We start from the raw sequence: 20,264 nt of genomic DNA, 5'->3' as shown, positions 1-20,264 counted from the left end.
CTAAATCTCCTGTTTTATGTGAATTGTTGTTATTCATGATAACGCAATTGTCACTATAAAGTAAACTTTTCTTTTAATAAAAATGTTTTTTTATTTAATTTAACAAAATTAATATATCAAAAATTTTGACAAAAACAATTTTTTGCTATATTATTTTTTGTTATAACATAAAAACAGGAGTTTCAATATGATAAATGTAAACAAAGAGAAGGTAGAGGTTAAGGTGAATAATCTTGGTTTATACAGTCAAAAAATGTTTGAAGGTTTTGAAACATTTGCGTATCAAATTCAAGAACAGGTTAAAGGCAAACAAAATAACACCAGTAAAATAAACAAAATATGTCGCAAGCTATCAAGAATTGGTAAGAATGAATGTTTTAAGTTTAATAGTAAAGTTGATTTTAGTGTTCAAAGACAATCTTTAAAGCGTATGGGTGCAAGTGAAGTTGGAAGCATGTTTATTGGTACTGATCATGTTTCAAAACTTGTTCTTGAAAGGATTTTAAAATCTATAGATAGGGAAATTCCATTTCAAGATAATTTAAGCATGCGAAAGGGTAAGATATTAGAAAATATAGCATTTGATGAATTTGTACGTATATATTCTGATAACATAGAGGTTTTATACAAAAACAAATATGCTAATGGGATAGATAAGTATAATTATTTCAAAAAGTATGGTAAGGAAGACAATTTAATAGGTTCTACAATTGATGGTTGGTTTATAAATAAAGAAGGTGAAGCAGAATTACTTGAGATTAAATGCAGTGATTCCATTGATTTAAAAAGTGCTGTTATTGAATATAATAAAACAGGTAATTTCCTAGAAAATAAGTATTTCTTTAAATACTATGTTCAAGTTCAGGTTCAGCTTGCATGTACTGGTTTAAGTAAGGGTAATTTGTTCTTCATCATAGGTAATGATGCTATTAACTGTGTAATAGATAGAAATGATGCTTTTATTAGTAAGGTAATGTTTGATCTTCAAAGACTTGAAGTGGAAGTTAGTCGTATTACTAGATATTTAAAACAAAATTGTGATATTAAAAATGTTGACTTAGACACGTTAAGTGCTCTTATACAGAATTTATTTGAAGCTAGTGAAATATATAAGGAATTATCTAAGTCTAATTATAAGATTAATTTTTTAGATTTTGTAAAGTCTGTTGATCTAGAGATTGATTATGATGAGAATCAACGTTTAAAAGGATGCTTATTAGAGATTAGTGCTTTGCAGTGTGAGATTAACAGAGTAGAGAATGCAACTAAGGAAAAACATAAGTTAGAGTTAGATAAGATAACAAAGCCTATTAGAGATAAACTTAAATTATGCATAAATTCAGTTTTAGGGGACTTTTATTTACTTGAACATATACATTATTGTTTTGAAGGTAGTCTATTCTCTATAGATACAACTAAGAGAGCTATTAAGGATAGATTTAAGTCTTTAGGTGGTGATATTAATTTCAATTTTAGTAGTTTTAATTTAGATAATGATTGGTCTACATTTATTTCAAGTGCTGTTTAGGAGAGGAAGCACATGGGCTGTATGATAGTGTTTTTATTTATATTTTATAAGCTAGTAGGGTTCCTATGTAGACTTTGCAAAAGGTTTATAGAGAGAGTAGTTTATAATCTATGCTCAAGACAAGAATTTTTAGAAGACCTAAAACGATTCGAACATGATTTAATACGTATGGAAATGTTAAATAGATTAAATGATAAGGAAAATTCTAATGTCTGATATTAATTGTTTAAGTATGTCGGGTCGTTTAACTAGGGACTGTGAAATTGCTTACCTTGGTAATAAAATTCCTATTTTGAGGTTTACTTTAGCTAATAATAGGGTATTTAAGAAAGATAATAAATTCACTAATCATACTCAATTTTTTGATTGTGTTTTATTTGGTAAGAGAGCTGAGAGTTTAGTTTCACTCCTTACCAAAGGAGCACAAGTTGTAATTAATGGGTCATTGCGTCATGAGAGTTGGTCTTGTAAGCGTACTGGTGAGCATAAAACCAGGTACAGTATTTTAGTTAATGAGATTCAAGTTCTAAGTTCTCATCATAATATCCAAGTAACTAGTGATACTAATTCTAAAGAAGAGTTTTATGAAGATATTCCGTTTTAATGATTAAAAGTTAAGGAGTTTAAATTTGGGTAAGGTTATCTTTAAGAGTGAGATTTTAAAAGAAATGATTAGGAATAGTAATGATTTTGAAGATATTTTATTTAATAGAAAAGATGAGTGTGGAGACATTATGTTTGAAAATCTTAATAAGCAAGGGTTTACTATCGGAAATGCTAAGTGGTGTCTAGATGTATTTTTGGGATTTTGCAAAGAAGATTATGAAGAAGCTTTTGAATGTGGAATAACCAAGATTAATAAGAATAGTATCTTTGTAAATAAATCATTTAAATTATCTATGTTTTTAGATCGAATGTTGTGTTTGTTTGATGAGGCTTTAAGTTTAGGGACTTCTATAGAGATAGCTTAAGTTTCTAAGAAGGAGGTTAAAGGTTAAAGATGTGGGTAAAACAAGATGATCCCAAGCTAGTTCTTCAGATACAGCGCTGGGGATGTTACTTTTTATCTCTTCATTATTACATAGCAAACTTTAAGAAATTACAGTTTAGTATCAATGATATTAATGTTAATTATCACAAGTTTGTTGATTTGGGATATATGAAATGCAATTGTTTTATTTTAAATCCATGCAAAATACTTAAATACTATGGTATTAATAGTGATGTAAGATGGGAACACCATTCTTATAAATGTAAATTGAATGAATTTGAAATAAGTGAAGTTAAAATCAAAGGTATTGAGGGTTATCATTTTATGGCAACTAATAATTCCTTAGTGTGTTATGACTCATTATGTCTTGATGGAAAAGGTAAGGAATATCAAGTTACATCAAAAAGGGTATTTAATAAAATTTGAAATTATTAAATAGAGAAGGAAGTAAGTATAGGTACAAAGCCAACATTATAAGTCTTTTTCCTAAACATACTTTATATATCGAAGGATTTTTTGGTACTGGATTTATATTTTTTGCAAAACTATTAGCTTGTTATATCATACTCACTGATAATTCTAAGTTTATATACAAGCTTTTTTATTTTTTAAAACAAGAGCCTGATTTGCTTTACAGAGGTATAAGAGAAGCAATTATTTATGACAGAGTTATAAGGAGAAGTTATATATAAAAAAATAGAGACTTTAAGTCATCAATTACTTGTATAGCTTTTCATTTATAATTATTATACACTATTTTTTTATCAAAAACTATAGTTTAACAAAAAGTAAATCCTCAAAATAATGAATACCCAGTTTGGTTTTAGGTATTTATTATTTTGAAAGAAAAGTTGGTTAAAATTGTAGGAAATTGAATTATATAGGTAATGCTATTATATTTTATAAAAAAATAGAAGTCAGTTTAAGCTATTTTTGATATCTTTGTAAGCTTGTATCTTACTAGCACTGGATAGGCCATAGACATTATCAATTTCAGAAGTGGATGAGTATTTCATAAGTTCTTTTATTTCAAATGAATTATATCCTTTAGCTTTAAGTGATGCTATAAATATATTACGGCATATATGTAATGACTTGCGATATTTAAAGCCTGCTTTAACTAGTAATGCTTTAAACCTAATTGCAATTTCATTTATATTAATTTTATTGTCTCTAAATTTAATTTTACTTTTTTGAAAGAGATATGTACGCCTTGAGTCTTTTCCTTTAGATAGAAAGTAGTTTTGATGCGCTTGCATTATAGAGTTGAATTCAGATTTGCTAATTATTACTTCTCTTATACATATACTATTTCTTTTTTTAGCTACATTTACACGAATAGAATAAAACATTTCACCATCACTACTCCTCTCTTTAGAGATATCAGTAAGTTTTACATTTTGAATCTCAACACCTCTACAACCAGTAATTGAGAGTAAGTATACAAACCATCCCGAGATTGGATCTTTTTCTTTAAGTTTTTCTATACATCTCTTTACTAGTCTTATTATCTTATCATTAAGATAAAATCTTATAGGAATACTTCTTATTTGCTTGGTTTTTTTATCTTTAAGCTTGGTTTTTAGTAGACCGAGTTCTTCATTTAATTGTGTATTTTGCTTTATTAACTTATTAATTAAATGTTCTTTTTGCATGTACTTTACAAGTTAACTAAACACATTAAAAATATATAAATTTAGCTATAAAAATAGTAGCAAATACTTACTCTTAAAGTCAAATTTAGATGCTTAGCATTGTATGTAAAATATTTCTTTTAGAGTATCTATTTAAAGATTAAAAACTATTTAAAGACATAAGGCCAAGAAATATCTATACATACTTCTTGTTTTTATTTACAAATACTAAACTATTTACTTTGTATCTACTTTATGATTTCTTTTAATAAGTTAATGTGTTGCAGTGGTGTGTTTATGCTTGCAAATTTTAACTTCTTACTATCAGTTAACTTGTGGTTAACTTTTTTGTTCCCTTTACCATTTTTGTAATGAGTTTAATTTATTCTTTTTTTCATTTACAATTACTACTCTCTATTAACATCTTTATTATTAAAAAAGCACAACTTTGATATGAGTCGTGCTTTTATTTGTTTTGAGTAAAGATGATTATTTATTTAAGATCTTACTTATCAATATACTATGTTTTTTGATATATACTAGCTTTATTGTTAATTACATGTGCTTACTGCGCCATTTGAAAAACCATCTAGTTTGCTTTCATCCATTTTATCAGAAAAGTATCCTTTAACTACTTCTTTGAAAGTTTGTTTACGTTCTTCAGTACACTTTTCAAGTTCAGTTTGTATGTGTTTAAGTGCATTTTTAACTTTGCTTTCATTTAACAATACAAACTTATTAAATTTAGCATCATTACCTAAAGCTTGTTTTAAGAAATCTAGACTTGATTTTTCAGTATCATTTAATTTTGATCTTAATACTGCTTCGGGTTTTTCTTGTATATCTTCTGTTTGTTCTTCTTGTACTTCTCTTGTACTTCTACTTTTGGGTTTGTTTGTAAGATCATATTTGTAACAACTACCCATTAGTAGTAATGAAACAAAAATAAGATTAATTTTACTCATGTAACTCTCCTTATCATCATGATTGTAGAAATTTATCTCAATTTTGATTGTTATATTTCAGTTGTTATAAGTATTTACTGTTTTTGTAAAGTTTATTTTTTTGTTATAAAGTTTATGTTAACTTAATGGTTAACTTGTGTTAAAGAGTATGAGTAGATTCAAAAAATCATTTGATGATTATATTGTGTATTTTAAAGAAGGAAAGCTTAATGACACTAATATTGCAAAGGAAATGGGTGTCTCAAAAGCAAATGTAAGTAAAATGAGACACAAATGGGAAGCGGTTAAAGACAATTCTGAATATGTTAACAATAATAAACTTACTATTCATCAAGATACTCTAACTAATATCTTACTTCATGCTACAAGTAGTAATGCTCAAGCCCGTGATTTAAAGAGTCAGTTTAGTATGGCTCGTAGCCTTCTAGGAATAGAATTTATAAATTCATTTAGTAGATATGTAGAGTTAGAACTTAAAACTCATGATGATCAAATAGACCAAATAGAAACCAAGATCACAAGTCTTTCTAAAGAGTGTAAGCATTCACAAGAAGAAAATAGTAATCAAGACTTAACACTTCAACTATCACAACTTAAAAAGGAAAGAGAAGTTAAGAAAATGCAGTTGTATTATGAGATGCTGCAAAAGCTAAAAGCAACAGATGTAGAATCACGTTTTAAATTTCAAGTTTAAAGGTTAAGAAATGGATATATATAAATTACCAATGTTTAAAGAAATACAAAGTGATTATAAACGTGAATTTGGGATTGATATATTAAAGTATATTAAGTTTAAAGAAGTAGAAGTTGATTTTAAAGGGTTTGAAAGTAAATATTTAACTAAAAAACAATTTGAAGTAATACGCAGTATAGAAAGAAATAATCAAAGTAAAATTATCTTAAGTGGTGGCATTGCTAGTGGTAAAACCTTTTTAGCATGTTATTTGTTCTTAAAAGTTTTACTTAGGAATAGAAATTTATATAAACAAGATACCAATAATTTTATATTGGGTAATTCACAAAAATCATTAGAGATTAATGTTTTAGGTCAATTTGAAAAGCTTGCTAATATGCTAAATATCCCATTTTTACCTAAGTTTTCTAATACATCATATTTTGAACTTGATTCATTAAGGGTTAACCTTTATGGTGGTGATAAGGCCAGTGATTTTGAAAGATTTAGAGGAAGCAACTCAGCTCTTATATATGTAAATGAAGCAACAACTCTACATAAAGAAACATTAATAGAATGTTTAAAAAGACTTAGAGTGGGTATGCAAACAATTATTTTTGATACTAATCCAGATAGTCCAGATCATTTTTTTAAAACTGATTATATTGATAATACTAATACTTATTCTACATATAACTTTACAACTTATGATAATAATCTAATTTCAAAAGAATTTATTAAAACACAAGAAGAAATTTATAAGAACAAGCCCACATATAAAGCCAAAGTCCTTTTAGGTGAATGGGTTGCTCCGTGTGATGCTATATTTACCAATATTAATATTACAAGTGAGCATGAATTTGTAAATCCAATAGCATATCTAGACCCCGCATACAGTATTGGTGGTGATAATACTGCACTTTGTGTATTAGAAAGAGTAGATAATAAGTATTATGCATTTCTATTTCAAGAAAAACTACCATTTGGTGATCCTAAGGTGTTAAACACAATTAAAACTATATTAGCAAATCTAAATGTGCATACCCTTTATGTTGAAGATAGAGATAATATATCAGGCCATGGGAATGTAACACAAACCTTTTTAAAACTTAGATCAAGTATGAATCATAAGTTTAGAATTGGACCTATAAAACCTATAAGTAATAAATTTACAAGAATTGCTACACTAATAGAACCCTTAGCAACCTCAAAGCTTAGTATCTTAGACTATTCAAGTAAATCAAGTATATCAGATATGTATAAATATAAAGGGGATGGTAAGAGTGATGATGATTCATTAGATAGTCTTTCAGCATCATATATGTTGTTAAGTCTAAATATGCGCTCTCTTAAAGCCCATTTTAGTAAAATAAGGTTCCTATAATGCATAAAATATTATATAATAATTAAATAAGGAGATTATATGCAAGAATCATCATTACAGTCTGTTAGAAGTGTACAAATATTTAATGGTCATATAACTGAGGATATGATCTATCAAGAATTTATAAGGCTTGGAATGCAAGAGTTTATTGCAAATGATCTTTCTAAAAGATATTACCATAATGAACTTACTTACAAAGATATTGAGTATTTAGAAAATAATTTTAATTTTAGATTTGAAAAACTAGAAGAGAAGATTGATGGTGTAGAGAAGAGATTAGAACAGAAGATTGATGGTGTAAAAGATAAAATAAATGATGTACAGAAGGGATTAGAAGACAAAATAAATGGTGTACAGAAGGGATTAGAAGACAAAATAAATGGTGTACAGAAGGGATTAGAAGACAAAATAAATGGTGTAGAAAAAAGATTAGAAGATAAAATAGATAATGTAGAGAAGAAACTAGAAGATAAAATAGATAATGTAGAGAATAATTTAAATGTAAAGATAGATAGTAAATTTAATGAGCTCTCTAATAAGATAGACATTAACAAGATGGAGTTAGATAATAAGATAGATAATGTAGATAATAAGATAGATACTAAGTTTAATGAATTAGATAACAAGATAGACCTTAATAAGATGGAACTTAAGAGTACGTTAAGAGTGCATGATTGGATGTTAGGAACAATTATTACTATGTGTTTAGGAATATTATTAACTTTGATATTTAAGTAGGGTAGTTAATAATGCAAATTATTGTGATCAAGCTAATGTTAATTAGTTATTATCATGTCCATTAATTAATGGTATGTGGTTTGCTAGGTTTAACAAATTTTAATGGAGAAGGATTTTTAATACTTATGATTAAGAACAGTTTTTTATTTTTATCTAACATAATGATTAAAAGAATTCCCAATATTAGTATGTTTATTATTTTGTTGGGAATTAATACTAAAGTTTTTGCTACTTATTATTATAGACCAGCTGATGATAAGTCTGCTTTGGTATTGACTGAGGAAAAAAGAGGTCAATGCGTAGTTGTAGCAGAAAATAATCTTGATGTAAAGATAGAGAATGTAATGAATGAATTAAGATCACATATTAAAGATTTAAATAATAAGATAGATAATGTAGATAATAATCTAAATGTAAAGATAAACAATTTAAGGAATAGATCAAGATCAGATATTGGTACTGATATAATCATTATTTTAGTAACAGTATTAATATCACTATCAGTATATTTATTTTTAAATAAGATGTAAATTAATTATCACCTTTTTAAAGTCATATTTAAACAACAAACTTTTTTCCACAACCCTTATTTTTTTTGTTAAAAATACTTAGCAAAAACTGAGTATTGCAGTATATTTTATATGGTTAAAGGTTATAAGAATAAATGAGATTAGATTTCAAAGTTCATGCTAAAGACCTATACAAGTATTCAATATTCTTTAAAAATTACATCTCAAATGTAGCAGAGGATGTTCTTAAGAATGGGATCACTTTAAATAGTGTAATTCCAACTTCCTTGTCTATTGAAGATGCTTTAGATGCGTTAAAAATAGAATTAAAAGCAACATTATTGCAGTGCATAATCAGTTACCGTTTCAATGGTGTTGGGTATATTTTAGTTAAAACAGAAGACCAACTACAAGATTTACACTTAGAAGTAAATAAGGAATTTCCTACTGGATTTATGTATCTTGATTATAATAGTGTTCGTGATGAGGGGCCTGATGCTACTTATATAACATACAATTTGAAAGTAAATGAAAATGATAATATATCTTATAAGGAAATAAAGATTCATAAGAGTAGAGTGATAATACACTCTAATTATGACTATATACTTAAAGCATACAGTCCATGTTATACACAAAGCTTTTTGCTTAATATATATCTTTTTGAACAAATATATAAAGAAATAGAAAAGAGAATCAAGAATCATAATTTTTTATTTTATAAAGATGAAGCATTAGTAGAATTACAAGATGCTTTAGTTAATGCTAAAACATCTCTAGATCTTCTAACTAGAAGTGTTGATAAGGGAAGTTTATTTACTAATATATTTAGAAGTAATGATGAGCATCATGTAAGCAAGTTTAAAGGTGTAAATAATGAACTTGAAAGAGAATTATATAGACTTAAAGGGAATTTAAATAATGAAGGTATATTTTATAGTGGTACATCAGATGCTTCACTTGAAGTTATTAAGTATGACATAACCTATTTAAAAGAGGCTTTAGCATTAGTAAAAGCAAAGATAGGTGCTGATACTAAGGAGCCTTTAACTAGAAGCTTTAATGAACAAGTTAAGGGGCTTGGTAGTGATGGTAAAGGGGACAGATCTAATTATTATGACTTTTTAAAAGGTGTTCAAGAAGAATTAGAAATTAGTTGTAACAGTAAACTTAACAAATACTATTATTTAGACATTAGATTTAACTCATTGCATATTCTTACTGAAGAAGAAAAGTATGAAAGAGATTCTAGACTGATAGAATTAACCCTTAAATACAAGGAATTAGAAGCAAGTAATACATTAAGTAAAAGTGAACTTGAGTCTTTAAGATCAAAATTATTTTTTTATGAAATCTAGAAGGAGAGTTTATGAACCAAGAAATACAAGAAAATGTAGCTAGTACACAAGAAGATACTTTAATTCAAAATACAGAGGGTAATAAAGAGAATACAGACAGTATTACTTTAAGTTTAAAAGAATATGAAGAGTATAAGGCATATAAAGCATCAAAAGAATCTGAAGGTAAGAATTTAACTATTAATGAAAGGATATCAAAAGAACTTTCAGAGTCACAAGCGCGTTTAGAAGAAGAAAATAAATTATTAAGTGAAGCTTCTCGTATTAATGAGATTGATAATTTAGCTCGTAAGCATTTAAGTAGTCATTTTAATAAAGAGACATTACTTGCTAAGGGATACTTATTAAAAGACATAATGCAAGCACAGCGTAGGGAACTTGTTAGAAAATATGTGCCCATTGAAGAAATTTATGCCATTTCTAAGGTAAGAGATACTAGTCACTTAGATGGTGAATTACTTGAACAACTTGTAAACCTTGCTAAAGTAAATATAAAGAAAAGAATCCAATCTACAAGTGTCAATTCAAAAGGTGAGATTAAACTAGCCTTAACAAATGAGGATATATCACTATTAGATTCTAATTTTACTCCTCAAAACTTTAGTGAGTTTAGTATTTCTATTGCTAATGCTTATAAAGAAAGAAGAAATCAATTTTACAAATCTAGAAAACAAAAAACTGCTTAAGGAGATGAGTATATATGCCACAAGAAAATATAGCTAAACTTAAAGAAGAATATGATAAAAAGGTAAAAGAGATACAAGATCTAATGAAAAATCCTAATAGAGATGCTGGGCTTTTTCATGTAGATATAGGTTTTAAGGATAAAAATCTACACTTCTCTAATCAAGGTGGTACTCTAACTAGCAGTGTTGACAAATTAGAAAATTATCCCGTTAAAGGATACCCATATAAACGTGGTGTTAAGTTATCTTTTGAAGATGGTAGTGAACCTTGTGTTGAAGCCGGGGGTTGTGATGATTTGTATGGTATATGCATTGATATTGATGAGTTTACAAAAACTGCTACAGTCATACCAATAACAAATAATTTCCAAGGATATGTAATTTCTAGAAGTTCTGATGGTATTTCTATTGGTGATAAGTTAGATTTTGATTCAGATGGAAAAGTTATTAAATCATCTTATGATTCACAAGTACCAATTAAAGCTATTGCATTATCAAATGTATTTACATTAAATCTTACTGATGACATATCTAAAAAAGATCAAGAGGATTATAAGCTGTATTTAATAAAAATAGCCATTTATGGTAGTAAATGCGATCTTTAGAATGAATTAATTGGCTAAGGAGGTTAAAGTGTCAAATATAACTCAGTTAGTAACTGAATATCAAGAAAAGGCAAAAGATCTAAAAAAGCAAATGAAGAACCCTACTAGTGATGCTAGTACTTTTAGTAATAAGGTTGATTTTAGAGATAAAAATTTACACTTCTCTAATCAAGGTGGGACTCTAACTAGTAAGAATGACAAATTAGAAAATTACTCCTTTAAAGGCTATCCATATAAAAGAGGAGTAAAACTAGTTGTAGATAAAGAAGAAGAAAATCAACCACACTATGAACCTCATGTTGAGGCCGGGGGTTGTGATGACCTTTATGGTATATGCACAGACATAGATGAGTTTACACAGACTGCTACAGTAATTCCTATTACAAATAACTTTACTGGGTATTTAGTAGCAAAAGATGGTGAGGTTAAGAAAGAATCCAAGCTTAAATTCAATGAAGATGGTCAGCTTGAAAAAGATGATTCAAATAGTAGCAAAATTAATGCCATAGCTTTATCAGATTCAATTTCACTTGATGGTACTGATCAAAAGCTTTTCATGGTACATGTAGCTATTTATGGAAATAAATGCAAAGCAGCAAATTAAAGGGGGTTAGAGATGTCAGAGTTATATGATCAAAATTATTATGCTAAAGAAATAGCAAATATATTTAATGAAGTAAAAATGCCAGCATTCTATGATTGGTTTTCTAATGACCAAATTGAAGATGTAGATATCAAGATAGGTTACTTAAAAACAATAAAATGGGATGCCTTTCTTAATGCTAATCCAACAACATTAGTAAATGAAGTTAATACTATTGCTACTATTGGGTTCCGTTCAGAATCAGTTAGACTTAACTATCTTAAATTACAATATAAGTTTAGACATTTAAAACAAGGTTCTGAAGGATTTTATAAAAATAATGATTATGCGGGTGATGTAAATAACAATTTACTTCCATTTAAAGAAGCATATAAGTTAGCAAGTAATGAGATTGTTAAACTTATAAATCACTTTATATTAACTGGTTCTGTTTCAATCCAAAAAGATGGTAAGAATGAAAAACGTATGCTTCCTAATATGTATGGCCTTCTTAATATGCCTAACCAAATTCAAGAAGAAGTAGGTAATGGTGATAAAAATAAAATGGATAAGATCTTTGAAAAGATTGAAGAAGGACTTGGAAAATTAGAACTTGGTGATGAGTTTTCTACTCCATTTATGGTACTAGTTGATCCCGTAACAAGTTTAAAACTAGTTAAACCTTATTCAGTATCAAGTGAACCTCCATCATCTAATATTTATTCTTCAACTGATTCATGGGAAGATTTCCTTATCAAGACTATTAAGGCTGTTAATAATAGACAAGAAGTATATATCCAAACATCTAACTTACTCTCAAATCAGATATTAATTTACCCATTAAATTCAGAATTAATTAAATTAAAGCCAAGTAAATACATGTTACCAATGCCAAATGAACAAGTTGATAAAGATTCAACTGATATTGCCCATTCATACATTGATTTTGTACTAGGTGGCCTCATAGCAACACAGAATATTATTTTAAAGGTTGATATTAAGCAAAAGTAAGATTAGTAAGGAGAGGGTAAATATGTCATCAGAATTGCAAACACTTCATAGTAAAATACTAAGTTTACTTAATTTAACTGAAGAAGTATTATCATTTACCCAATTTCAAACTTATACAGAATTACTTGAGATGATAATAACTACCAAAGGAATTAATGCTGACATGCTTACCTCCTCACATCTGATATTACTACTTTATTACTATATAGGTTGTAAACTAAATCAGACTGGTCTTATACGTGAATTTGATTTTAACCGTATCAAAAATGAGAAGATTAATGAGCTTGAAATTTCATATTATCCTACTATTGGCAATGAATCTAATGCAAACACAAGTTTTTGTAATCAGTTTGAATCTTTACTTAGTAGTCTTAAAAGCCAAACAACTAATCCAACTTGTTGTATAGGAATCCTCAAATGATGACACATAATAATAGTATTAGAACTAGACTAGCAAGCTTAGCATCAAGAGTAATCTCTTACTTTGAGAATGAAGAGACACTCAAACTCTATAAAGGCTCATATTCTTATTCAGAAGACTTATCAGATTATCAATTGACATATGATAAGAACAACTTTGAGCAGTTTAAAGGCGTATTTTTTAGTATAGTATCAGATGAACTTACCAATTTATCTGATACTAATCTTTATGACATAAAGTCACTTCATAAACTTTATACTACATCCAATTTAGAGTTTGAACTTAAAGATAGAATATCAGATTCTAATATGTTTTATGAAATAGTTAGTATTGACTCTAGTATTGGCTATCTCACTATCATTTTGAAGGTAATAGAATGGAAATAGAGATTGAGATTGGTTGGTTTGATAAAAGAAATGCAAAAATTGCTCGTATGCATGAATTTGGTAGTAGCAAATTACCTTCAAGATCACACTTATATGCTGTTGCTAATGAAATGGGATTTAAGAATTATATAGATACAAACTATGTAAGAAATTGCTTCATGGAACATCCTAAAAAAGGTATGCAAGCCATAGCAAAGGCTTTTATTACTTATTACACTAATTATGTTGTATCAAATAAAGTAAAACCTCAAATACAAGCTAAAACCATTGCATATAAGAAAAGAAAAGGGTCATCTTACCCAAGATCAACATTAATTGATACTGCAAATATGCTTAATTCTATTAGTTATAGGATAAACCAATGATACTCAATATTAAGGCTATACATACTTGTTTACTAGATTATCTAAAAAGTTTTAAAGAAGTCATTAAGAAATTAGGAATAAGCTTAGACATAATTCATACATATAATCATCCATACATCTCTAAACACACTACCAAGTCTGAAAATATATGTGCAGTTAAATTTGAAAATATAGACAACTTATTAATACCAAATTCAAGATGCGGTGAATTTTACTCTAATGTAAATGAATTTAGTTTGCATTTTCAAATATTTATTTTAAGTCAAGTTATAGATTCTAAAGATAGGGATTCATATTACACCATGCTTCAAATCTATAGTTTGTTAACTGATTTTATTCATGAAAATACTTGTAAGTTAACACTAGAACAAGAAGATGATGATAAATACTCAATTAGGGTTAACTTATATATCTATCCTACAACAAATATGCAAAACAATGGACTTATTAAAATTGATTCCAATTATAGCAATGCTGCTTATTGTTGTAGTCAAAACTTTAAAGCTAATGCACAGATTATAGAAAAGTTAAAGGAGAACAAAAATGCCACAAGACACCATTAATGTCAATTTAACTCGTCAAGCCTTAGATATAAAACATGTAAATTATTACAATCCATTGTTAGTATATAAATGTTCAAAGATTAAAGCAGAAGAAAAAGGTTCACAACTTAAAGTTAAGATACTAAATTTGAATATAAATAATTTTGAAAAGCAAATTAATGCACTTGAAAAAGACGGTAAAAATGGTGATGAAGACTTTGACAAAGAAAAGGAATATCTAAATAAAGCAATAGAAGCATTCTTCTCTTCAAGGGATCAAGGATTAAAATCAGTTAAACTCCTCATATATAAAGAGGGTACAGAATCAAAGGAAATTAAAAACCAACTTAAAAAACATAGATATACTTTTGTTGTTCTTATAAATACTTATAAAGATACTAATGGTGATGATGGCCTTGCTATTTATGAAAAAGACTATACAAATTTTAAAGATGATAAGCACTTTTTTGTATTTGCAACTAAAGACTCTGAAATAAACAAATTATTTAACTCTAATACTAATTCCAAAGAAAAAATTATTGTTATTCATTCCAAAAAAGAAGAACAGTTACATTTAAGATTTATATCTAAATACTTACATGAAGCTAATATGTTTCATGCTGTAAATCCTTATGGACTTAATTTTAATGGTGTAGATCCTATTACTGATGATAATGAGATTAGTAAACTTAGAAAAGCTAACATTAACTTTTACTCATTGCTTAATGAAACGGGACTTGATGGGGTTAAAGCTTTTAAAGAAGGTGTAACTCTTCAAGGAACTGCAATTGATGAATTATTTACTTATCACTATATCAAATATGAGCTCACATCTGAACTTATTAGAGTATGGAATGTTAATAATAGACAAAACAGTAAATTATCAGCTTTACAATTATCGGGTGAAAAAGACAATGCTTACAGTGCTGCTATTGAATGCATGCTTAAAGGTTTCATTGATAAACATATAATTGTCTCTTATTCTAACCTTAAAATTGAAATATCACCAATACCTCAATTAAAGCTTTGCTTATCAATAGAGATTACTTATAACTACTCCATGAATTCTGTTGTTTTAAACATTACGGCTGAAGATATACAAAGTTATATAAATAGCCTAGAGGGGGTTTAGAAATGTCACAATATTATGATTTATCAAATATAGTTTTTTTCATTGGTGGGGTTGAAATTCAAGGTGGGAAATTAGAACTCACAAGTGAACCTACAACAAGAGCAGTAGCTAGTAGTGAAGACAGAGGTTTTCCTGTAATTAGCTTTAGAGACCCTAGAACAATTGTTTTTATATTCAACATAGAAGTTACAATTGGATCTTATGAGTACAAACTGCTAACAAAGCTTGCAAAAGACCAATTTTATGATATTAGTAAAAGTAAAAATGCAAAGATGTTATCTTTAGCATTCAATGATTTACAAGACATCAAAATCATATCTCAATATGCATTCTTTTCAGAAGAACCATCTAGAAATTACTCAGCTGAAGCTGAAAAAGTTACTTTTGAAATAAGAGCAGTTAACTGTACAGTTGATGCTCCCAACAATAATTAAGGAGGCTTTATGATTACAAGATATAAAATGAATATATTAACCAAGGATCAAACTCACACATTTGAAGTAAAAGTGCTGCCGGTTTACAAGTGGGATTCTATATTAGGATTTTCACAAAATTATGGTCTTGAAAAACTTAATGAACTTGAATACCTAAAAGCAATAACAGATCTTATGATTAAACCTAACTTTTTAGATGAGTTTTACTTCATTTTAAATGAAAATAGAAAATACATTGCTTACTACAAAGATTATCTTACTGCAATACTTTACTCAATTCAGTTTGATACATTCAAATTAGATCCCGATTTTAAAAAACCATCATTTGTTTACTTAAGTCATTATCTAAATAATGCTGATGGGTTTGTACAATTTGATTACATTGATGATAGTTGGAATTATGAACAGATAATACAGAATATCAAAAATATCAAAATATAAGGATGTTTAAAACTTATGAAAAGCAATAGTAATGAATATATGAAACTATTCAATGAAACTAAGCATTCATATTTTAATCTACTTGAAAAGATAAAAAAGAACAAATATTTTTTTCCAATTATCATGGGTATTTGTAGTGTCAATGAAGTAAAAAAATTAAATTATAAAGATTTAATGGAAGTTAATAAAATATCTGAACTTAAACTTGAAAAACAAATATTTGAAATGTTTCTTAGTAAAGGTATATTATGAATGATACAAACTTCACAATTAAATTTAAGGGTGTACTTGATCATGCAATAACTCGTAAGGCCTTAGAACAAGACATAGCTAAACTTGAAAAGTTAATTAAACCCAAAAGAACATCCCTTGGAAGTACAAAAGACATATTAAAACATAACTTATCTCAAAAGAAAACTGAACTATCCAAACAAACAAAATATGAACGCTTAAGAGAAAATGTAGAAAAATTTAGACTTAAAGAAACTAAAAAACTTGTTAAGCTAGGATACAAATTTGAAGATGCTAGGAAAAAAGCATTCAAGCGTTCACTCATGTCTGATAAAGATATGAGACAATTGGAATATGAAGAAATGAAAAGTGGAAAGCATAAAGACGCAGCGCTTCGTAAAGCTATGAAAAAACGTATGAGTGCTGGTGGTGGGCCGGGTGTTGGTGGCATTGCGCTTGGAACTGCCCTTGGAGCTGCAGTGGGTGGTGCTGCTGCAATGGTCGCTCAAGGCGCATTTGATTTCGCCCTTGGAGCGTTAGAAAAAAAAGCAAAAGTAAGTAAGTTAGGAGCAGTTACTTCAAGACTATTTACAAAAGGTGAAAAAAGCTTAATTGATCAAAATCTCAAAGACCTCTCAGGATTTGAAGGTGATTTAGAAAGAGAAGAATTCTTAAATGCAGCTGGGGTTCTTAGAAAAGAATTACAATTCTTAGGTCAGAATACTCAACAGAATCTTCAAAGTGCAGTAATGTTTGCTGCTAGGCTTAAATCTACTGGGGTTGTTGAGGATAGTAGTTCTGCTGTTACAGCAGTAGTTGAATTCCTACAAGGAAAAAGCGGGCCTCTTTATGATATTATGAGCTCATTTAAAGAATTTACTAATAAATATAATGAACAATCCAAAATGGAATATAACACACTAGCAACAAGTCAAGCTCTTGAGTATAGAGTGGATCAACTAAAAGAAGTAATTAAGGATTGGAATTTACTAGGGATTCCTAACTACACAAGTACAACGGAAAAGACTAAATCCAGCATAAAAAAGACGCAGGAAAAAGTTTCAGAACTTACTTCGAAGGCTTTACAACCATTACTTGATGCTGTACTTAAGATAGTAGAATGGGCTGAAGGTTTTTCATTTAAAACTCATATTTCAGATCCTTTAATCGAATCACTAAAAAGTTTTTTCGGTAATATAAACGAATGGCTAAAAAAGATGACAATGAAAATGCTTAAATTAGTATTACCTAGTTGGGTTTACAAATCATTTTTTGGAAGCGATGATGAAACAGATCATAGCCATTCACCACTCTCAAGTACTGATACTGAAACAAAATTAGAAACAGACGCAAGTATAAAAACACCAGGATAGAAGTATGATATCACAATTTACAACAGATTTTATTCATCAATATAAAGACGCATCACCAGTAAAGGCAACACTAGATTTCTTAAATCTCACGCCATCTCAAGTGACAAGTATTCTTAAAGAAACATTTAATGAGTTTTCTAGTGTGTTTATGGCATATAATTTCTTAATTCTATGTCCAAGAATGGACTTTAAGGGACTTGGATACGTACCACAAGGTTTTTTTATTTTACCTAAAACTGAACTGATAAGTTCAAGCTATAGTACAACATGCTCTAAAAGGCCCGTAATTGACTACTACACACGCAAAGCAGGATATGTAAGCTACAATCCAATTTTCACTGGTGAAATTATCACATTAAATAATGGAATACTAACCAGTGCATATAAAGAAATGCTTGAATGGTCAGTTAATAACGCATCGGGCAGGTCAATTTTTCCACATACTAGTAATTTATCAAAACAACAACTTATTAATAGAGTTGAAGCAAGTGTACCATTTACTCTGTACAGCCCATCTTTAGGATTTAGAGGCGTAGTTGCCATTACATCTCTTACACTTAGAGACACAGTATACCTTGATGAGGTTGAAATTAGTCTTACATTAGAAGTTCTTAAAACATTTCAAGTATATAAGGGATGATATTATGGAATCTAGACTTATCAAATATGATTTTAAAATTGAATTCTTTAGTTCAAATAAAGCTCAGCCTAATGATCCTACAAATAAGCCTAATAAACCTACAGTTCAGCCTAATAAACATAAAGCCCAGCCTAATGATCCTACAAATCCAAATGAAAATGAAAATGCTAAATCAGAAGAAAAACCCAAAATTGTAATTTTAACTGAAGATGGAATATATATCGACATATCAATATCTGATACTTATTCAAGTAATAACTATGTATGTGGAAAAAAAGGCAAACTAACTATTTGGAACTTAAACATAGATTTTACTGAAAATGTAAATGAAGGAGATATTGTAAGAATATCTTATAAAAAGTTTTGGGATTCTAAAGATTATGATTTTATCATGGCAGGCTATCTTGGTGTTCCAATGAGCACTGATTACACCAGTGGTGATTTTAGTGTTGATCTTGAAATTCATTTAGCAACAAAGAGTAACTATTTCAATCGTAAGCTTGAAATAAATCAGTTTCAAGGAATGACTGTAGAAAATGCAATTAAGAAAGCTTTTCCTAATAGAAATATCATCAATATGAGTTATAAGGATAGAAATCAAATTCTAACTGAAAGTTTTAATGCAAACACCCCTCTTGAGTTTATTGAAAAAATAACTAAAAAGTATGTACAAAGTGTTAGAACAGATATTGGAATTAAAGGGCATGAACAACTTATTAAAGAAGCAGCTTTGGGAATCAGTCATGTTGAATGCAATTACATTTTTACTAATGCTACACCTCAAGAACAAGCTACACAGTACTTATCACTTGAAGATTTTGGACTTGAATTCATCCCACAACAAGAAATTACTATTGGAAGTACTAGGAATATAAGACTTATATATTGGAATGCAAAGATTATGTACACACATAAACTTCAAGTTGGGAATAAAGTTAAATTTATTGATGGACTTGGCAAAGAAATCAAGACAAGTATCCTACAGACTAATGCTACGTTAAGCAATAATGGTAAGTGTTCACTTTTTCTTAAGCTTTATGATGATTCTAATTATTTAAATATTAAAGGAGAAGCTAAATAAATGCATATTAATTATGAATTATACAGAATGAATAGCCAAATGAAAGGATCAGCATTAACACAAGAAGAGATAAAACTATGGACTTATAAAAATATATTCATATCTAAAATAGGAATTATCAAATCATTTAACATCTCTACTCAAGACGGTATTGTTTTATTAACTGGATATGATGACTTAGAGATTAAGACACGTAATATATCCAATATGCATTTTAATCTTAAAGAAGATGACAAAGTTATACTTCTTCAAAGTAGTATTAACCTTTTTGATGAAAATGATGACAATTACTTTGATAAAAACTACTTCTACATTCTAAGACCAGTTGATATGCAAAATGCTGCCATTAAGGTTAATGACTTTGAAATTGACATACAAAACCCCATTGATATTAAAGCTAACAATACAAGTTTAAGAGAAGTATTAGAAGAAATTGTTTCGTGTCTATACAATTTAAGAGTCACTGGGCAGGCTACAGTAGAACCTAGTTTTTATACTAATATCCCAAATATTACAACTAAAATAAACATGTTATTAAAATAAAGTTTTTGCT

General features: G+C 28.3%; 29 protein-coding genes. 27 read left to right on the top strand and 2 right to left on the bottom strand.

Going from position 1 to position 20,264, the window contains the following annotated elements; translation table 11 throughout:
- Window positions 1–187 precede the first annotated feature (187 nt).
- Genes bcCo53_RS05510 through bcCo53_RS05485 form a run of 6 tightly spaced genes read left to right on the top strand, consistent with a single transcriptional unit; the run spans window position 188 to window position 3,211 of the window.
- The gene (locus bcCo53_RS05510) at window positions 188–1,528 is read left to right on the top strand and encodes a DUF244 domain-containing protein (RefSeq protein ID WP_025408677.1); all 1,341 of its coding nucleotides are present in this window, start codon (window positions 188–190) and stop codon (window positions 1,526–1,528) included.
- Window positions 1,529–1,549: 21 nt separating this feature from the next.
- Window positions 1,550–1,744 (top strand): hypothetical protein, encoded by a 195-nt coding sequence (locus bcCo53_RS05505; RefSeq protein WP_246938413.1) that lies wholly within the window; start codon window positions 1,550–1,552, stop codon window positions 1,742–1,744.
- Window positions 1,737–2,132 carry a single-stranded DNA-binding protein gene (locus bcCo53_RS05500; protein ID WP_025408675.1) on the top strand — a complete coding sequence of 132 codons (396 nt, stop codon included), beginning with the start codon at window positions 1,737–1,739 and terminating at the stop codon, window positions 2,130–2,132. Before bcCo53_RS05505 ends, bcCo53_RS05500 begins: the two co-directional genes overlap by 8 nt.
- Window positions 2,133–2,157: 25 nt before the next feature.
- Window positions 2,158–2,499, top strand: a complete 342-nt coding sequence (locus bcCo53_RS05495) for a hypothetical protein (RefSeq protein WP_025408674.1) — start codon at window positions 2,158–2,160, stop codon at window positions 2,497–2,499.
- Between the two features lie 29 nt (window positions 2,500–2,528).
- Entirely contained in the window at window positions 2,529–2,945 is a 417-nt protein-coding gene (locus bcCo53_RS05490; protein WP_025408673.1) for a DUF261 family protein, read from the top strand.
- Window positions 2,942–3,211 carry a DNA adenine methylase gene (locus tag bcCo53_RS05485; RefSeq protein ID WP_025408672.1) on the top strand — a complete coding sequence of 90 codons (270 nt, stop codon included), beginning with the start codon at window positions 2,942–2,944 and terminating at the stop codon, window positions 3,209–3,211. The genes bcCo53_RS05490 and bcCo53_RS05485 overlap by 4 nt, the downstream gene beginning before the upstream one ends.
- A 225-nt stretch (window positions 3,212–3,436) precedes the next feature.
- Here bcCo53_RS05485 and bcCo53_RS05480 read toward each other — a convergent pair whose 3' ends face one another.
- Entirely contained in the window at window positions 3,437–4,174 is a 738-nt protein-coding gene (locus tag bcCo53_RS05480; RefSeq protein WP_041178839.1) for a site-specific integrase, read from the bottom strand.
- A 530-nt stretch (window positions 4,175–4,704) separates the two neighbouring features.
- On the bottom strand, window positions 4,705–5,118 hold the full coding sequence (locus tag bcCo53_RS05475; RefSeq protein WP_025408671.1) for an Mlp family lipoprotein: 414 nt from the start codon (window positions 5,116–5,118) through the stop codon (window positions 4,705–4,707).
- Between the two features lie 148 nt (window positions 5,119–5,266).
- Between bcCo53_RS05475 and bcCo53_RS05470 the strand changes: the two genes are divergently transcribed.
- From bcCo53_RS05470 to bcCo53_RS05370, 21 genes are all read left to right on the top strand, one after another.
- A complete protein-coding gene (locus bcCo53_RS05470) occupies window positions 5,267–5,812 on the top strand; it encodes a DUF603 domain-containing protein (RefSeq protein ID WP_025408670.1) in 546 nt (181 codons plus the stop codon).
- 10 nt (window positions 5,813–5,822) lie between these two features.
- Window positions 5,823–7,175 (top strand): PBSX family phage terminase large subunit, encoded by a 1,353-nt coding sequence (locus bcCo53_RS05465; RefSeq protein WP_025408669.1) that lies wholly within the window; start codon window positions 5,823–5,825, stop codon window positions 7,173–7,175.
- Between the two features lie 39 nt (window positions 7,176–7,214).
- Window positions 7,215–7,913, top strand: coding sequence for a Bdr family repetitive protein (bdr, locus tag bcCo53_RS05460; RefSeq protein WP_025408668.1), 699 nt, complete (start codon window positions 7,215–7,217; stop codon window positions 7,911–7,913).
- A 125-nt stretch (window positions 7,914–8,038) separates the two neighbouring features.
- On the top strand, window positions 8,039–8,443 hold the full coding sequence (locus tag bcCo53_RS05455) for a hypothetical protein (protein WP_028328250.1): 405 nt from the start codon (window positions 8,039–8,041) through the stop codon (window positions 8,441–8,443).
- A 134-nt stretch (window positions 8,444–8,577) separates the two neighbouring features.
- A complete protein-coding gene (locus bcCo53_RS05450) occupies window positions 8,578–9,780 on the top strand; it encodes an anti-CBASS protein Acb1 family protein (protein ID WP_025408666.1) in 1,203 nt (400 codons plus the stop codon).
- Window positions 9,781–9,791: 11 nt separating this feature from the next.
- A complete protein-coding gene (locus tag bcCo53_RS05445; RefSeq protein WP_051428626.1) occupies window positions 9,792–10,466 on the top strand; it encodes a DUF1357 family protein in 675 nt (224 codons plus the stop codon).
- Window positions 10,467–10,480: 14 nt separating this feature from the next.
- Complete coding sequence (locus tag bcCo53_RS05440; protein ID WP_025408779.1) at window positions 10,481–11,071, top strand: DUF228 domain-containing protein; 591 nt, start codon at window positions 10,481–10,483, stop codon at window positions 11,069–11,071.
- A 28-nt stretch (window positions 11,072–11,099) separates the two neighbouring features.
- Window positions 11,100–11,675 carry a DUF228 domain-containing protein gene (locus bcCo53_RS05435; RefSeq protein ID WP_025408778.1) on the top strand — a complete coding sequence of 192 codons (576 nt, stop codon included), beginning with the start codon at window positions 11,100–11,102 and terminating at the stop codon, window positions 11,673–11,675.
- A gap of 12 nt (window positions 11,676–11,687) precedes the next feature.
- Window positions 11,688–12,665 (top strand): hypothetical protein, encoded by a 978-nt coding sequence (locus bcCo53_RS05430; protein ID WP_025408777.1) that lies wholly within the window; start codon window positions 11,688–11,690, stop codon window positions 12,663–12,665.
- Between the two features lie 22 nt (window positions 12,666–12,687).
- On the top strand, window positions 12,688–13,086 hold the full coding sequence (locus bcCo53_RS05425; RefSeq protein WP_051428627.1) for a DUF3890 domain-containing protein: 399 nt from the start codon (window positions 12,688–12,690) through the stop codon (window positions 13,084–13,086).
- Entirely contained in the window at window positions 13,083–13,472 is a 390-nt protein-coding gene (locus bcCo53_RS05420; protein WP_051480082.1) for a DUF1506 family protein, read from the top strand. The genes bcCo53_RS05425 and bcCo53_RS05420 overlap by 4 nt, the downstream gene beginning before the upstream one ends.
- A complete protein-coding gene (locus bcCo53_RS05415) occupies window positions 13,463–13,837 on the top strand; it encodes a hypothetical protein (protein WP_025408774.1) in 375 nt (124 codons plus the stop codon). The genes bcCo53_RS05420 and bcCo53_RS05415 overlap by 10 nt, the downstream gene beginning before the upstream one ends.
- Window positions 13,834–14,400 (top strand): DUF764 family protein, encoded by a 567-nt coding sequence (locus bcCo53_RS05410; protein ID WP_025408773.1) that lies wholly within the window; start codon window positions 13,834–13,836, stop codon window positions 14,398–14,400. The genes bcCo53_RS05415 and bcCo53_RS05410 overlap by 4 nt, the downstream gene beginning before the upstream one ends.
- Entirely contained in the window at window positions 14,381–15,511 is a 1,131-nt protein-coding gene (locus bcCo53_RS05405; RefSeq protein ID WP_025408772.1) for a DUF787 family protein, read from the top strand. Before bcCo53_RS05410 ends, bcCo53_RS05405 begins: the two co-directional genes overlap by 20 nt.
- Before the next feature lie 2 nt (window positions 15,512–15,513).
- Entirely contained in the window at window positions 15,514–15,945 is a 432-nt protein-coding gene (locus bcCo53_RS05400) for a DUF1463 family protein (RefSeq protein ID WP_025408771.1), read from the top strand.
- 9 nt (window positions 15,946–15,954) lie between these two features.
- Window positions 15,955–16,386 (top strand): DUF1473 family protein, encoded by a 432-nt coding sequence (locus bcCo53_RS05395; protein WP_025408770.1) that lies wholly within the window; start codon window positions 15,955–15,957, stop codon window positions 16,384–16,386.
- Window positions 16,387–16,401: 15 nt separating this feature from the next.
- Window positions 16,402–16,638, top strand: a complete 237-nt coding sequence (locus bcCo53_RS05390; RefSeq protein WP_025408769.1) for a DUF1322 family protein — start codon at window positions 16,402–16,404, stop codon at window positions 16,636–16,638.
- Complete coding sequence (locus tag bcCo53_RS05385) at window positions 16,635–17,990, top strand: DUF759 family protein (protein WP_025408768.1); 1,356 nt, start codon at window positions 16,635–16,637, stop codon at window positions 17,988–17,990. The genes bcCo53_RS05390 and bcCo53_RS05385 overlap by 4 nt, the downstream gene beginning before the upstream one ends.
- A gap of 4 nt (window positions 17,991–17,994) precedes the next feature.
- Entirely contained in the window at window positions 17,995–18,630 is a 636-nt protein-coding gene (locus bcCo53_RS05380) for a DUF792 family protein (protein WP_025408767.1), read from the top strand.
- A gap of 4 nt (window positions 18,631–18,634) precedes the next feature.
- Window positions 18,635–19,711, top strand: a complete 1,077-nt coding sequence (locus tag bcCo53_RS05375; RefSeq protein ID WP_025408766.1) for a DUF693 family protein — start codon at window positions 18,635–18,637, stop codon at window positions 19,709–19,711.
- Complete coding sequence (locus bcCo53_RS05370; protein WP_025408765.1) at window positions 19,712–20,254, top strand: DUF777 family protein; 543 nt, start codon at window positions 19,712–19,714, stop codon at window positions 20,252–20,254.
- Window positions 20,255–20,264 lie beyond the last annotated feature (10 nt).

Source organism: Borrelia coriaceae, assembly GCF_023035295.1.
Classification (GTDB): Bacteria; Spirochaetota; Spirochaetia; order Borreliales; family Borreliaceae; genus Borrelia; species Borrelia coriaceae.
Note: the sequence above shows the minus strand (reverse complement) of the source record. Positions and strands in the feature narration are given on the sequence as shown.

Excerpts from the sequence above, each read along its gene's own strand:
- bcCo53_RS05510 (WP_025408677.1), top strand. The coding sequence starts at position 188 with ATGATAAATGTAAACAAAGAGAAGGTAGAGGTTAAGGTGAATAATCTT.
- bcCo53_RS05505 (WP_246938413.1), top strand. The coding sequence starts at position 1,550 with ATGATAGTGTTTTTATTTATATTTTATAAGCTAGTAGGGTTCCTATGT.
- bcCo53_RS05500 (WP_025408675.1), top strand. The coding sequence starts at position 1,737 with ATGTCTGATATTAATTGTTTAAGTATGTCGGGTCGTTTAACTAGGGAC.
- bcCo53_RS05490 (WP_025408673.1), top strand. The coding sequence starts at position 2,529 with ATGTGGGTAAAACAAGATGATCCCAAGCTAGTTCTTCAGATACAGCGC.
- bcCo53_RS05480 (WP_041178839.1), bottom strand. The coding sequence starts at position 4,174 with ATGCAAAAAGAACATTTAATTAATAAGTTAATAAAGCAAAATACACAA.
- bcCo53_RS05475 (WP_025408671.1), bottom strand. The coding sequence starts at position 5,118 with ATGAGTAAAATTAATCTTATTTTTGTTTCATTACTACTAATGGGTAGT.
- bcCo53_RS05470 (WP_025408670.1), top strand. The coding sequence starts at position 5,267 with ATGAGTAGATTCAAAAAATCATTTGATGATTATATTGTGTATTTTAAA.
- bcCo53_RS05465 (WP_025408669.1), top strand. The coding sequence starts at position 5,823 with ATGGATATATATAAATTACCAATGTTTAAAGAAATACAAAGTGATTAT.
- bdr (WP_025408668.1), top strand. The coding sequence starts at position 7,215 with ATGCAAGAATCATCATTACAGTCTGTTAGAAGTGTACAAATATTTAAT.
- bcCo53_RS05455 (WP_028328250.1), top strand. The coding sequence starts at position 8,039 with ATGATTAAGAACAGTTTTTTATTTTTATCTAACATAATGATTAAAAGA.
- bcCo53_RS05450 (WP_025408666.1), top strand. The coding sequence starts at position 8,578 with ATGAGATTAGATTTCAAAGTTCATGCTAAAGACCTATACAAGTATTCA.
- bcCo53_RS05445 (WP_051428626.1), top strand. The coding sequence starts at position 9,792 with ATGAACCAAGAAATACAAGAAAATGTAGCTAGTACACAAGAAGATACT.
- bcCo53_RS05440 (WP_025408779.1), top strand. The coding sequence starts at position 10,481 with ATGCCACAAGAAAATATAGCTAAACTTAAAGAAGAATATGATAAAAAG.
- bcCo53_RS05430 (WP_025408777.1), top strand. The coding sequence starts at position 11,688 with ATGTCAGAGTTATATGATCAAAATTATTATGCTAAAGAAATAGCAAAT.
- bcCo53_RS05425 (WP_051428627.1), top strand. The coding sequence starts at position 12,688 with ATGTCATCAGAATTGCAAACACTTCATAGTAAAATACTAAGTTTACTT.
- bcCo53_RS05420 (WP_051480082.1), top strand. The coding sequence starts at position 13,083 with ATGATGACACATAATAATAGTATTAGAACTAGACTAGCAAGCTTAGCA.
- bcCo53_RS05415 (WP_025408774.1), top strand. The coding sequence starts at position 13,463 with ATGGAAATAGAGATTGAGATTGGTTGGTTTGATAAAAGAAATGCAAAA.
- bcCo53_RS05410 (WP_025408773.1), top strand. The coding sequence starts at position 13,834 with ATGATACTCAATATTAAGGCTATACATACTTGTTTACTAGATTATCTA.
- bcCo53_RS05405 (WP_025408772.1), top strand. The coding sequence starts at position 14,381 with ATGCCACAAGACACCATTAATGTCAATTTAACTCGTCAAGCCTTAGAT.
- bcCo53_RS05400 (WP_025408771.1), top strand. The coding sequence starts at position 15,514 with ATGTCACAATATTATGATTTATCAAATATAGTTTTTTTCATTGGTGGG.
- bcCo53_RS05395 (WP_025408770.1), top strand. The coding sequence starts at position 15,955 with ATGATTACAAGATATAAAATGAATATATTAACCAAGGATCAAACTCAC.
- bcCo53_RS05390 (WP_025408769.1), top strand. The coding sequence starts at position 16,402 with ATGAAAAGCAATAGTAATGAATATATGAAACTATTCAATGAAACTAAG.
- bcCo53_RS05385 (WP_025408768.1), top strand. The coding sequence starts at position 16,635 with ATGAATGATACAAACTTCACAATTAAATTTAAGGGTGTACTTGATCAT.
- bcCo53_RS05380 (WP_025408767.1), top strand. The coding sequence starts at position 17,995 with ATGATATCACAATTTACAACAGATTTTATTCATCAATATAAAGACGCA.
- bcCo53_RS05375 (WP_025408766.1), top strand. The coding sequence starts at position 18,635 with ATGGAATCTAGACTTATCAAATATGATTTTAAAATTGAATTCTTTAGT.
- bcCo53_RS05370 (WP_025408765.1), top strand. The coding sequence starts at position 19,712 with ATGCATATTAATTATGAATTATACAGAATGAATAGCCAAATGAAAGGA.